This window comes from Pseudomonas lini (assembly GCF_001042905.1).
Classification (GTDB): domain Bacteria; phylum Pseudomonadota; class Gammaproteobacteria; order Pseudomonadales; family Pseudomonadaceae; genus Aquipseudomonas; species Aquipseudomonas lini.
Genome location: NZ_JYLB01000005.1, coordinates 238,286 through 250,834, shown reverse-complemented (window position 1 = coordinate 250,834; position 12,549 = coordinate 238,286). Strand labels below are relative to the sequence as shown.

Annotated in this window: 10 protein-coding genes; all 10 read right to left on the bottom strand. The window is 60.3% G+C overall.

Going from position 1 to position 12,549, the window contains the following annotated elements; translation table 11 throughout:
* Positions 1-40 precede the first annotated feature (40 nt).
* The 10 genes from TU81_RS16570 to TU81_RS16525 all read right to left on the bottom strand — a co-directional run bounded on the left by TU81_RS16570 (position 41) and on the right by TU81_RS16525 (position 12,454).
* On the bottom strand, positions 41-988 hold the full coding sequence (locus tag TU81_RS16570) for a choline ABC transporter substrate-binding protein (RefSeq protein ID WP_038978583.1): 948 nt from the start codon (positions 986-988) through the stop codon (positions 41-43).
* Between the two features lie 251 nt (positions 989-1,239).
* The gene (hutG, locus tag TU81_RS16565) at positions 1,240-2,040 is read right to left on the bottom strand and encodes an N-formylglutamate deformylase (RefSeq protein ID WP_038978582.1); all 801 of its coding nucleotides are present in this window, start codon (positions 2,038-2,040) and stop codon (positions 1,240-1,242) included.
* Positions 2,041-2,050: 10 nt separating this feature from the next.
* Complete coding sequence (hutI, locus tag TU81_RS16560) at positions 2,051-3,256, bottom strand: imidazolonepropionase (RefSeq protein WP_038978581.1); 1,206 nt, start codon at positions 3,254-3,256, stop codon at positions 2,051-2,053.
* 17 nt (positions 3,257-3,273) lie between these two features.
* Positions 3,274-4,683, bottom strand: coding sequence for an amino acid permease (locus tag TU81_RS16555; RefSeq protein ID WP_038978580.1), 1,410 nt, complete (start codon positions 4,681-4,683; stop codon positions 3,274-3,276).
* 149 nt (positions 4,684-4,832) lie between these two features.
* Positions 4,833-6,365 (bottom strand): histidine ammonia-lyase, encoded by a 1,533-nt coding sequence (gene hutH / locus TU81_RS16550; protein ID WP_038978579.1) that lies wholly within the window; start codon positions 6,363-6,365, stop codon positions 4,833-4,835.
* Between the two features lie 115 nt (positions 6,366-6,480).
* On the bottom strand, positions 6,481-8,004 hold the full coding sequence (gene hutH, locus TU81_RS16545) for a histidine ammonia-lyase (RefSeq protein ID WP_048396063.1): 1,524 nt from the start codon (positions 8,002-8,004) through the stop codon (positions 6,481-6,483).
* Positions 8,005-8,173: 169 nt separating this feature from the next.
* On the bottom strand, positions 8,174-9,025 hold the full coding sequence (locus tag TU81_RS16540; RefSeq protein WP_053078303.1) for a quaternary amine ABC transporter ATP-binding protein: 852 nt from the start codon (positions 9,023-9,025) through the stop codon (positions 8,174-8,176).
* Positions 9,022-9,873 carry an ABC transporter permease gene (locus TU81_RS16535; RefSeq protein ID WP_030129253.1) on the bottom strand — a complete coding sequence of 284 codons (852 nt, stop codon included), beginning with the start codon at positions 9,871-9,873 and terminating at the stop codon, positions 9,022-9,024. Before TU81_RS16535 ends, TU81_RS16540 begins: the two co-directional genes overlap by 4 nt.
* Before the next feature lie 71 nt (positions 9,874-9,944).
* Positions 9,945-10,913, bottom strand: a complete 969-nt coding sequence (locus TU81_RS16530; protein ID WP_048396062.1) for an ABC transporter substrate-binding protein — start codon at positions 10,911-10,913, stop codon at positions 9,945-9,947.
* A gap of 68 nt (positions 10,914-10,981) precedes the next feature.
* Complete coding sequence (locus TU81_RS16525; protein WP_038978576.1) at positions 10,982-12,454, bottom strand: purine-cytosine permease family protein; 1,473 nt, start codon at positions 12,452-12,454, stop codon at positions 10,982-10,984.
* Between the last annotated feature and the right edge of the window lie 95 nt (positions 12,455-12,549).

Sequence of the window (12,549 nt, the reverse complement as noted above, 5' to 3'; positions counted from 1 at the left end):
GTTCTGCGCCCCCCTCGCCACAGTGATATCTTTCGACCACTCAGTTTTTCAAACTGGCCTGAACGGTTGCCACACCCTCCTTGCCATCAAAACTGCTGACACCTGCCAGCCAACGCTGAAGATCTTCGGGATGATCACGCAGCCATTGTCTGGCGACATCCTGCGGCGTCTTGCGCTCCATGATCGGCACCATCAACTGACTTTCCTGGGCGGCGGTGAAAGTCAGGTTTTCCAGCAAGCGATTCACGTTCGGACAGCGTTCGGCATAGTCCGGCGCGGTCACGGTGGAAACGGTCGCCGCGCCTTCGTTCGGACCATAGACGTCTTCGCTGCCGGTCAGGTAGGCGATGTTCATGTTGATGTTCATTGGATGCGGGGTCCAGCCGACGAACACCACGAACTCCTTGCGATTGACCGCCCGCTGAACGGCGGCAAGCATGCCGGCCTCACCGGACTCGATCAGTTTGAAGTCCTTCAAGCCAAAGTGATTGGTCTCGATCATGGTTTTGATGGTGGTGTTGGCGCCGCTGCCCGGCTCGATGCCGTAGATCTTGCCGCCGAGCCGGTCCTTGAATCTTGCGATGTCGGCGAAGGTTTTCAGGCCGGCGGCAGCCACGTAGTCAGGCACGGCGAGCGTCGCCTGGGCGTCGGCCAGGCTCGGTTTGTCCATGACCTTCACCTGGTTGGCTGCCACGAACGGCGCGATGTTTTTGTCCATCGCCGGTTTCCAGTAACCGAGGAAGATATCGAGGCGTTTGTCGCGGATGCCGGCGAAGATGATTTGCTGCACAGCGCTGGTTTGTTTGCTTTCGTAGCCGAGGCCGTTGAGCAACACGTCAGCCATGCCGCTGGTGGCGATGACGTCGGTCCAGTTGACCACGCCCATGCGTACGGTCTTGCAGGAAGCGGGGTCGTTGGCGAAAACGCTGGTGCTCAGAAGAGCAGTGCCGCAGAGGGTTGAGAGACAGCGGGTGAACAGTCTTTTCATCGGGAGAGTCTCGTGCGGCAGATTATTGTCAGGGCCGGTGTCTTCGTGCACCGTGCCCAGAACATTACGCAGCGTCGAGAGGGTAAAAGTGAACTGTGGCGACCGTGTTTTGCACGGTGGCGACAGTTCCAGTGTCGATCGTTCCCACGCTCCGCGTGGGAATGCCTCAAGGGACGCTCTGCGTCCAGTGACGCGGAGCGTCACGGGCTGCATTCCCACGCGGAGCGTGGGAACGATCAGTCAGCGATCAGTCAGCCGTAGTGCTTTGCGCCCCACGCCAACAGCCCTTGCAGCAATTCCCTGAGCACCACTTGCGTCGGTGCCGCCAAGTCTGGGCGATAGCGGAACGGTTCAAACTCTTCCATATACGTGCACTGACCCAACTCCAGTTGCACGGCATGGATGTTCTCGACCGGGTTGCCGTAATGCCGGGTGATGTGCCCACCCTTGAAGCGACCGTTCAGCACATGGCTGTAATCGAGGTGCTTCGCGCAGATCGCTTCCAGTTGAGTAGCCAACTGTGGATCGCAACTGGCGCCGTTGAAGGTGCCGAGGTTGAAGTCCGGTAGCTTGCCGTCGAACAGGTGCGGGATGATCGAGCGGATCGAGTGCGCATCGAATAGCAGTGCGTAGCCGAATTCGGCATTCAGCCGTGCCAGTTCCTCCTGCAAGGTGCGGTGGTACGGTGTCCAGATTTGCTCCAGATAAGTCGCTCGTTCCGCCGCTGACGGCTCCATGCCCTCACGGAACAATGGAATACCGTCGAACAACGTCGCCGGGTATAGACCAGTGGTGGCGCCGACATACAAAGGCTTGTCGTCGGAAGGCCGGTTCAGGTCGATGACAAACCGCGAGTACTCGGCCGTCAGGGTGCTGGCACCCAGCTCGGCGGCAAATTCGTAAAGCCTTGGGATGTGCCAATCGGTGTCCGGCAGGCTTTTCGCGTCGGGAATCAATCCCGCTTCGACCGCCGGGGTCAGGCGCAGACCGGCGTGGGGCATGCTGATCAGCAGCGGCACGCGGCCTTGTTTGAAGTTCAGAACCTTATCCACAACTGCTCTCCTAAACGCTCGTTTCGACGCCGTGACGCACGACGCGTTTTTCCAGGTCGCCGCCCAGCCAGTACGACAGGTCGGCCGGTCGATCAATCTGCCAGGCGACGAAGTCTGCGACTTTTCCGGCTTCCAGCGAACCGTGAGTCTCGGCCATGCCCAGCGCGGTGGCGGCATGAATCGTTGCGCCAGCCAGGGCCTCTTCCGGGGTCATGCGGAAGCAGGTGCAGGCCATGTTCAACATCAAGCGCAACGACAACGCCGGCGAAGTGCCGGGATTGAGGTCGCTGGCGATGGCGATTTTTACGCCGTGTTTGCGCAGGGCTTCCATCGGCGGCAATTGGGTTTCCCGCAGGAAGTAGAACGCGCCGGGCAGCAATACCGCGACAGTGCCCGATTTGGCCATGGCAATGGCGTCGTCTTCGGTCATGAATTCCAGGTGATCGGCAGACAGGGCGTGGTAACGCGCCGCCAGGCTCGAACCGTGCAGCGACGACAATTGCTCGGCATGCAGCTTCACCGGCAAGCCGAGGTTCTGCGCGGCGACGAAAACCCGTTCGACCTGTTCCGGCGAAAACGCCAGGTATTCGCAGAAAGCGTCCACCGCATCCACCAACCCTTCGGCCGCCAGCGCCGGAAGCATTTCGCTGCAGATGTGATCGATGTAAGCGTCGGCGCGGTCCGCGTATTCCGGCGGCAGAGCGTGGGCGGCCAGGCAGGTGCTGCGCACGCTGACCGGCAGCTCGGCGCCAAGACGACGGATGACCCGCAGGATCTTGCGTTCGCTGGCCAGGTCCAGGCCGTAGCCGGACTTCATCTCGACCGTGGTCACGCCGTCGCGCATCAGGCTCTTCAGACGCTTGGCAGCGCTGGCGAACAGCTCGTCTTCGGAGGCTAAGCGAGTGGCGCGCACGGTGCTGGCGATGCCACCGCCGGCCGCGGCGATTTCCGCGTAGCTGACGCCTTGCAGACGTTGCTCGAATTCACCGCTGCGGTTACCGCCGAACACCGTGTGGGTATGGCAGTCGATCAGGCCCGGAGTCACCCAGGCCCCTTTAAGATCATTGACTGCCGGGTACTCGCCTGACGGCAGTTCGCCGCGCGGACCAATCCACTCAATGTGCGCACCTGACGTCACAATGGCCGCATCCTCGATGATCGAGTAGACGCCTTGCGCCATCGTTGCGACGTGGCAGTGTTGCCAGAGAGTTTTCATCCGTGGCCTCCGTTAGGTTATCGATGAGAAAAAGAGGGTTCCCGCTCAACCGGTACTGCCTTGCCTGCCGCCGGTTTCACCCACGTCAGGTAGGCCAGCACCAGCAATACAATCCAGACCACGCCGACGATCAGCGCCGCCTGGGTGTTCGGGAAATAGCCCAGCACGCCAAAAATGAACAGCATGAAGGCAATCGCCGCCATAGGCGCATAGGGCCAGAACGGCACGGGGAATTTCAGTTGTGCGACCTGTTCGGCGCTCATGGAACGACGCATGGCCACCTGGGTGCACAGAATCATCAGCCAGACCCACACCGTGGCAAAGGTCGCGACAGAGGCGATCAACAAAAACACGTTTTCCGGAATCAGGTAGTTCAGCAGCACACCCAGCAACAGCGCGGCGCTCATCACCACCACGGTCATCCATGGCACGCCATTGCCCGACAAGCGGGCAAAGCCCTTGGGTGCGTGCCCTTGCTGGGCCAAACCGTACATCATGCGACCGGCGCCAAAGATGTCACTGTTGATGGCCGAGACTGCCGCCGAAATCACCACGATATTGAGGATGGTCGCGGCCGAGCTGATGCCCAGGTTGTCGAAGATCTGCACAAACGGACTGCCCTGGCTGCCGATCTGCTGCCATGGAAAGATCGACATCAGTACGAACATCGTCAGCACGTAGAACAGCAGGATACGCAACGGTACGGCATTGATCGCCCTGGGCAGCACGCGCTGTGGGTCTTTGGCTTCACCAGCGGTCACGCCAATGATTTCAATGCCGCCGAACGCAAACATCACCACGGCAAATGAAGCGATCAGACCACCCGCGCCGTTGGGCATGAAGCCGCCATGGCTCCAGAGGTTGCTGATGTCGGTCGCCTGGGCGCCGGGCGCGGTGCTGATACCGAAGAGCATGATGCCGAAGCCACCGAGGATCATCGCGACGATGGCCGCGACCTTGAGCAGCGACAGCCAGAACTCCATTTCACCGAAGACTTTGACGTTGCACAGGTTCAAGCCGCCGACCACCGAAACGATGCCCAGTACCCAGATCCAGCGGTCGACTTCCGGAAACCAGAAGCCCATGTAAATACCGAACGCGGTGACGTCTGCCATGCCGACGATGACCATTTCGAACGCGTAGGTCCAACCGAGAATGAAGCCCGCCATCGGCCCCAGGTAGGTGCTCGCGTACTGGCCGAAAGAGCCGGCCACCGGGTTGTGCACCGCCATCTCGCCGAGGGCGCGCATGACCATGAACACCGCCGCGCCACCGATCAGGTAAGCGAGCAATACCGCAGGACCGGCCATTTGAATGGCCGAGGCAGAACCGTAGAACAGCCCGGTGCCGATAGCCGACCCCAGCGCCATGAAGCGAATATGTCGGGCCGAGAGCCCGCGTTTCAAACCTGTTGTTGGCTGTTGCATTTCTCGTCCTTAATTATTTTTATTGGCGACTGATCGTTCCCACGCGCAGCAAAGGAATGCAGCCCGTGACGCTCCACGTCACTGGACGCAGAGCGTCCCTAGAGGCATTCCCACGCAGAGCGTGGGAACGATCATCAGAGAAGGAGCCATTACAGGCTAGGCAGCAACTTCACCGACACCAATTCATTCAGGCAACGCGTGGCCAACAACTCACTCGCCGCGTTGATGTCCGGCGCAAAGAAGCGATCCTTCTCATAGAACGGCACTTCAGCGCGCAAAATCGCCCGGGCCTTTTCCAGTTTGGCCGAGGTTTTCAGACCTTCACGCAGGTCGAGGCCTTGAGCCGCCGCCAGCCATTCCACTGCCAGAACCCCACGCGTGTTTTCCGCCATTTCCCACAGACGCTTACCTGCCGCCGGGGCCATGGACACGTGGTCTTCCTGGTTGGCCGACGTCGGCAGGCTGTCCACCGAGTGCGGATGAGACAGCGCCTTGTTCTCGCTGGCCAATGCTGCCGCGGTCACCTGGGCGATCATGAAGCCGGAGTTCACGCCGCCATTGGCCACCAGGAATGGCGGCAGTTGCGACATGTGCTTGTCCATCATCAGCGAGATGCGGCGCTCGCTCAGGGAGCCGATTTCAGCGATGGCCAATGCCATGTTGTCGGCGGCCATGGCGACCGGTTCGGCGTGGAAGTTACCGCCGGAGATCACGTCGCCTTCAGCGGCGAACACCAGCGGGTTGTCCGAAACGGCGTTGGCTTCGATGGCGAGCACTTCGGCGGCCTGACGGAACTGGGTCAGGCAGGCGCCCATGACTTGCGGCTGGCAGCGCAGGGAGTACGGGTCCTGGACCTTTTCGCAGTTCTGATGCGAGTCGGACACTTCGCTGCGCTCACCCAGCAGATCGCGGTAAGCGGCAGCGGCGTCGATCTGGCCTTTCTGGCCGCGAGCCGCATGAATGCGTGCATCAAACGGCGAGCGCGAGCCCAGTACCGCTTCTACAGTCATGCCACCAATGGCCAGGGCGCCAGCAAACAGGTCTTCGCCTTCGAACAAACCGCGCAATGCATAAGCGGTAGAAACCTGAGTGCCGTTGAGCAGCGCCAGACCTTCTTTGGCAGCCAGGGTCAACGGGGTCAGACCGGCGACTTTCAGCGCTTCGGTTGCTTCCATCCACTCGCCTTTGTAGCGAGCTTTACCTTCGCCCAGCAGCACCAGCGACATGTGGGCCAATGGCGCCAAGTCGCCGGAGGCACCGACCGAACCTTTCAATGGAATGTGCGGGTAAACCTCGGCGTTGATCAGGGCGATCAGTGCATCGATCACCACGCGACGGATACCCGAGAAGCCACGGCTCAGGCTGTTGACCTTGAGCACCATGACCAAGCGAACCAGCGCGTCGCTGATCGGCTCGCCGACACCGGCGGCGTGGGACAACACCAGCGAGCGCTGCAGGTTTTCCAGGTCTTCGCTGGCGATACGGGTCGAAGCCAGCAGGCCGAAACCGGTGTTGATGCCATAAGCAGTGCGGTTCTCGGCGAGGATCTGTTCCACGCAGGCAACGCTGGCTTCGATCTGGCTCGAGGCACTGTTGTCGAGGGTGATTTTGACCGGTTGCTGATAAACATCACGCAGTTGGGCAAGGCTCAGTTGGCCGGGAATCAGGTTTAGCGCAGTCATTTCGTGCTCCTTTTGAGAGTTTGTCATTAACTCACCAGACGCTCCGGAGATGTCCGTTGTCCGTCGCGTCTCGCCTTCTGGGGAGCCGCGCCTTGGCACGCTGGTGTGGTGGAAATCAGTTCAGGTTCGGTAACACTTTGTGCAACAAAATCGGGTCTTTCAAAACACTGGCAGCGGCGGCAATGTCCGGCGCCAGCCAGCGATCCTGGTCGTAGGCCGGGACTCGCTCACGCAGCAGACGCCACGCGGCATCGGTGCCAGCGCCAAAGCGTTGCTCTTTGAGGAATTCAAACGCCTGGGATGCCAGCAAATATTCAATGGCGAGGATCTGCGTGCAGTTTTCCAGCGCGCGATGCAACTTCAGCGCCGCGTTGGTGCCCATGCTCAGGTGATCTTCCTGCAAGCCCGAGGTGACGTAGTTATCGAGCACCGCTGGTTGCGCCAACTGGCGGTTTTCCGCACACAGGGAAGCGGCAACGTATTGCACGATCATCATCCCGGAGTTCACTCCCGGATTGGCCACCAGAAACGCCGGCAAACCGCTGACATGCGGGTTGATCAAGCGGTCCAGTCGACGCTCGGCGATGGAGCCGATTTCGGCCATGGCGATCGCCAGCAAATCCGCCGCCAATGCCACTGACTGGCCGTGCGGGTTGGCCTGGGACACCACCCGGAAGTCGTCCGGCGTGCCCAGCAGCATCGGGTTGTCGGTGACCGAGTTGAGTTCGGTTTCGATCTGCTTTTTCGCGTGCTCAAGTTGATCGCGAGCGGCGCCGTGGACTTGCGGGATCGAGCGGATGCTCAGCGCATCCTGAGTGCGAATGCCTTTACTGCTGGCAATCACTTCACTGCCATCGAGCAACGCCCGCAGGTTGATGCCGACTTGCTGCATGCCTGGATGAGGCTTGAGCGCGATGATCTCGGCATCGAACGCCGCAATCTGACCGCGCTGGGCTTCGAAGCTCATGGCACCGATCACATCGGCCCACTGCACCAGACGCGTCGCATCGGCAATTGCCAGACAGCTGAGACCGGTCATGCACGGCGTGCCGTTGACCAGGCATAAGCCATCCTTGGCGCCGAGCTGAACCGGTTGCAGACCTTCCTCGCTCAAGGCCTGCTGCGCGGAAACGATCTGCCCGCGATAGCTGACATTGCCGACACCCAGCAGCGTGATTCCGATGTGGGCCATGTGGGTCAGGTAGCCCACCGAACCCTGGGACGGCACTTGCGGGGTGATGCCGCGATTGAGCAGTGCCAACAGGGCTTCGACCACCCGGCGATGAATGCCGGATTTGCCATGGCTATAGTTGCGAATAGCGGCGCAGATGATTGCGCGGGTCTGCTCGTCGGCCAAAGGCGCGCCAACGCCACAGGCGTGACTGAGCAAGGTGTTGCGCGACAGTTGGCTGAGTTGTTCGCCTTTGAGCGAGACGTTGCACAAGGCGCCCAAGCCGGTGTTGACGCCGTAGGCACGCTCGCCGCTGGCGACGATGCGCTGGACGATCGCCTGGGCGTTCTCGATCCGCGCCCAGATCTGGGGCGACAGCTCGAGCTGCGCGCCGTGACGAGCGACTGCGACCACATCCTGCCAGCGCAATGGAGCGTCGGCGATAACGATTTTTTCAGCCTGGGACATCTTCAACCTCGTGCGTACAACCTGAATATTGATGCAGCTTTACCGGCGCCATCGCGGGCAAGCCCGCTCCCACAGTGCTCTGTTGTGTGAAGAAAATTTGTGCAACACAACCAATTCCTGTGGGAGCGGGCTTGCCCGCGATGGCGCCGGCACAGACACCGCAAATCTCTCAAACCACCGCAGCACGCCGCTGTACAAACCGATCGACATACTCATCCGCCGGCGAATGCAGGATCTCTCGTGGCGTGCCGACCTGAATCAGGCGGCCATCCTTGAGGATCGCGATGCGGTTGCCGATGCGCACAGCCTCGTCGAGGTCGTGGGTGATGAAGACGATGGTCTTGTGCAGGGTCTTTTGCAGTTCCAGCAACTGGTCCTGCATCTCGGCACGGATCAACGGGTCGAGGGCGCTGAAGGCTTCGTCCATCAGGATGATGTCGGTGTCTGCAGCCAAGGCACGAGCCAGGCCCACACGCTGGCGCATACCGCCGGAAAGCTGATGCGGGTATTTGTTTTCGTAGCCCTTGAGGCCCACGGTGTTGATCCAGTGCAGCGCGCGCTCGGCGCACATTTGCTTGCTCTCGCCACGCACTTTCAGGCCGTAGGCGACGTTATCCAGCACGGTCTTGTGCGGCAGCAGGCCGAAGCTCTGGAACACCATGCTGATCTTGTGCCGGCGAAATTCGCGCAGGGCTTCCATGTCGTATTGCAGGATGTCCACGCCGTCCACCAGGATCGCGCCGCTGGTGGGGTCGATCAGGCGATTGAAGTGGCGCACCAGGGTCGACTTGCCGGAACCCGACAGGCCCATGATCACGAAGATCTCGCCAGTGCCGATGCTCAGCGACAGGTCGTTCACGCCGACCACGCAGCCGGTTTCGGCCAACACCTGGTCTTTGGTTTTGCCCTGGCCAATCATGCCCAGCGCATCCTTGGAACGGCTGCCGAAAATCTTGAAGACGTTTTTGACTTCGATCTTGCTGATGGCTTCATTGCTTTTGCTAATGGCTTCGCTGCTCATTTGCTCACCTCATGCCGTGGCCGACCATACGCCTGAGTAATGCGGTCGATGACCACTGCCAGAATCACGATCGCCAGACCGGCCTCAAGCCCACGTCCGACGTTGAGGGTCTGAATCCCCACCAACACATCTTCACCCAAGCCACGGGCACCGATCATCGAGGCGATCACCACCATCGACAGGGCCATCATGGTGGTCTGGTTGATCCCGGCCATGATGCTCGGCAGGGCCAGCGGCAGTTGCACGCCAAACAGTTGTTGCCAGCGATTGGCGCCGAAGGCGTTGATCGCTTCCATCACTTCACCGTCGACTTGGCGAATACCCAGATCGGTCAGGCGGATCAGCGGCGGCGCGGCGTAGATCACCGTGGCGAAAATCGCCGGGACCTTGCCCAGGCCGAACAGCATCAGCACCGGGATCAGGTACACGAAACTCGGCATGGTCTGCATGATGTCCAGCAGCGGCATCAGCACCGAACGCAGGCGATTGCTGCGCGCCGAGAGGATGCCCAGCGGAATGCCGATCAGCACCGAGATGACCGTCGCCACCATCATCAGCGCCAGGGTCTGCATCAGCTTGTCCCAGAGGCCGACCGCACCCACCAGGAACAGCAGACCGACGATGACCGACGTGGTCACGACTTTGCGGGTCGCGTGCCAGGCAACGCCCGCCACGATCGCCAGCATCAGCCACCAGGGCGCCGCACGCAGCAGCCCTTCGAGATTGACGATGGCCCACAACAGGGTGTCGGAGATGCTGCGGAACACATCGCCGTAGTTGGTGACCAGCGAATCGACCCAACTGTTGACCCAGTCGGCGATGGAAAAGGTAAAGCTTTCGGGAAACATAAAAAGACTCTCAATCAAGGGGTTGCGATCAAGCATCCGACTGCCGTTGCCAACAGTCGGAGACACTCGACCTACAAGGCCGCGTCGATCTTTTTGGCTGCGTCTTCGCTCACCCATGCGTGCCAGACTTCAGGATGTTCCTTCAAGAAGATCTTGGCCAGTTTTGGCGATTCGATCCGCTCTTTGGCCATGCGCCCGAGGTTCTGATTCAGCAGGTCGATCGGCAGGTTGACCTTTTCCAGCACGGCCACCAGTTCCGGGGCTTGCTCGTGGAAAGTCTTGGACAGGCCGACCTTGATGGTCACGCTCTTGTCCACGCCAGGCTTCTCTTCGAGTTTGACCAGGTCGACCTGGCCCATCAGCGGGGTTGGCGACCAGTAGTAGAACAGGATCGGCTCGCCACGTTTGTAGCTCGACAGCACCGCGGCATCCAGCGCCGGGCCGGTGCCCGGACGGAAGTTGGTGTAGGTGCTTTCCAGGCCGTAGCTTTTCAGCATTTCGCTGTTATCCAGCTCACAGGTCCAGCCCGCCGGGCAGTTGTAAAAACGGCCCTTGGATGGCTCTTCCTGATCCTTGAACACTGCAGCGTATTTACCCAGATCGGCAATCGCTTTCAGGTCCGGTGCTTTAGGCTCCAGCTTGCGCTTGGCATCGCCTTCGATCACGTAACGCGGGACGTACCAACCTTCGATGGCGCCAACCACCGGAGCGCCGACACCGACAACCTTGCCGGCCTTCTCGGCCTTGTTCCAGACCTCGCTGCGACCGACCCATTCTTCGGCAAACACTTGAATGTCGTTGCTGCTCAGGGCGTTTTCCATAGTGATGGAGTTGCCTGGCAGGCTGTCGGTCTTGCAGTCGTAGCCTTTCTCCAAGACGATTTGCATCACGTCGGTCAGCAGCATGCCGCTTTCCCAATTCAGGCCGGCGAATTTCACCGGTTTGCCCGATTCGCACCAGCCAGCCGCCTGAGTGGCGCCAGCACTGGCCAACAGGCCCATGGAAAGCAATGTGGTCAGCAGGGTCTTGTTCGATTTCATTGTTTGACGCTCCTAATCATGAGTTGGCTTACGGCAGTCAAGAGGCATCCAGCCCTGTCCACGTCCAATCAGGCCTGCGCCGCAGCGCGACCGGCCCCGCTTGTTATAGGTGCTGCATTGCTGTCCTGCTCGACTGGCAGAATCAGGTGATCGGGTACTGCGCTGTGCCATTTTTTTGCGCACACGTAATACAGGCCTGCGGGAAGCACCAGACCGATGATCCAGGAAATATCCACACCACCCAGAGCGTGCACCAGCGGACCGGTGTAGAACTTGGTAGAGATGAACGGCAGTTGCACCAGCACACCGAAGACATAGACGCTGATACCGAGGGGGTTCCAACGGCCGTAGCGACCGTTCGGATCGGCCAGCGCCGGCACGTCATAGCGCTCGCGAGTGATGCAGTAGTAGTCCACCAGGTTGATCGCGCTCCATGGCGTGAAAAAAGCCAGCAAAAACAGGATGAAGGACTTGAACGCACCGAGGAACGAGTGCTGACCGAGCAACGCGATCAGGGTCGCAGTGCCGACGATGACCAGCACGAAGACCAGACGCTGCAAACGCGTTACTTTCAGGTCACCACGGAAACCGCTGATGACCGTCGCAATGCACATGAAGCTGCCGTAGGAGTTCAGTGTTGAGATGGTGACCTTGCCGAACGCGATGCTGAAGTACAGCAGCGCAGCGGTGGCACCGCTGCCGCTCAAACCAACGATGTAGGCTACTTCGTGGCCGGCGAATTGCCCGTTGGCCATGGCGGCGGCAAACACGCCGAGGATCATCGCCACCTGTGCGCCGATAACCGAACCGGCGCCGGCGGCGAAAAAGGTTTTCACCGAGGACGTACTGCTTGGCAGGTAACGGGAGTAGTCAGCCACGTAGGGGCCGAAGGCGATCTGCCAGGACGCTGCGAGCGAAACCGCGAGCAGGAAGCTGCTCCAGCTGAAGTGGCGGATTTGCAGGAGTGCGCCAACGTCAGTCTGGCTCATCAGGCGACTGAACAGGTAAACGAAGGCAATCACGCCAATGACGCTGGCGACACGGCCGATGAAATGAATTACCCGATAACCGAGCACCGTGACCAGCACGATGACACTGGCGAAGATGAGGATACCGACGCTGTCGCTGACGCCAAACAACTGGCCCAGCGCCTGGCCGGAAAGCACGGTGCCCGTTGCGGTGAAGCCCAAGTACATCAGGCACACCAGCACAATCGGGATGGCCGCGCCATACACGCCGAACTGTACCCGGCTGGAGATCATCTGCGGCAGGCCAAGCTTGGGCCCTTGCGCCGCATGCAGCGCCATTACGCCACCGCCGAGCAGTTGACCGATCAACAGACCGATCAACGACCAGAACACGTCACCGCCCAACACCACGGCCAGGGCCCCGGTGACAATCGCGGTGATTTGCAGGTTGGCCCCCATCCACAGGGTGAACTGGCTCAACAGACGACCGTGTCTCTCCGCTTCCGGGATGTAGTCGATCGAACGTTTCTCGATCAACGGTTTACTGCCTGCACGATCGTCATTAACAGCCATTGTTCAACCTCTGTGGATTGTTTGTCGGTGTTGGTGATCCCTGTAGGAGCTGTCGAGTGAAACGAGGCTGCGATCTTTTGCCTTTAAAGGATCAA

What these genes read in the sequence shown, in the direction of transcription:
- TU81_RS16570 (WP_038978583.1), bottom strand. Translation starts at nt 988, where the DNA reads ATGAAAAGACTGTTCACCCGCTGTCTCTCAACCCTCTGCGGCACTGCT.
- hutI (WP_038978581.1), bottom strand. Translation starts at nt 3,256, where the DNA reads ATGAAAACTCTCTGGCAACACTGCCACGTCGCAACGATGGCGCAAGGC.
- TU81_RS16555 (WP_038978580.1), bottom strand. Translation starts at nt 4,683, where the DNA reads ATGCAACAGCCAACAACAGGTTTGAAACGCGGGCTCTCGGCCCGACAT.
- hutH (WP_038978579.1), bottom strand. Translation starts at nt 6,365, where the DNA reads ATGACTGCGCTAAACCTGATTCCCGGCCAACTGAGCCTTGCCCAACTG.
- hutH (WP_048396063.1), bottom strand. Translation starts at nt 8,004, where the DNA reads ATGTCCCAGGCTGAAAAAATCGTTATCGCCGACGCTCCATTGCGCTGG.
- TU81_RS16540 (WP_053078303.1), bottom strand. Translation starts at nt 9,025, where the DNA reads ATGAGCAGCGAAGCCATTAGCAAAAGCAATGAAGCCATCAGCAAGATC.
- TU81_RS16535 (WP_030129253.1), bottom strand. Translation starts at nt 9,873, where the DNA reads ATGTTTCCCGAAAGCTTTACCTTTTCCATCGCCGACTGGGTCAACAGT.
- TU81_RS16530 (WP_048396062.1), bottom strand. Translation starts at nt 10,913, where the DNA reads ATGAAATCGAACAAGACCCTGCTGACCACATTGCTTTCCATGGGCCTG.
- TU81_RS16525 (WP_038978576.1), bottom strand. Translation starts at nt 12,454, where the DNA reads ATGGCTGTTAATGACGATCGTGCAGGCAGTAAACCGTTGATCGAGAAA.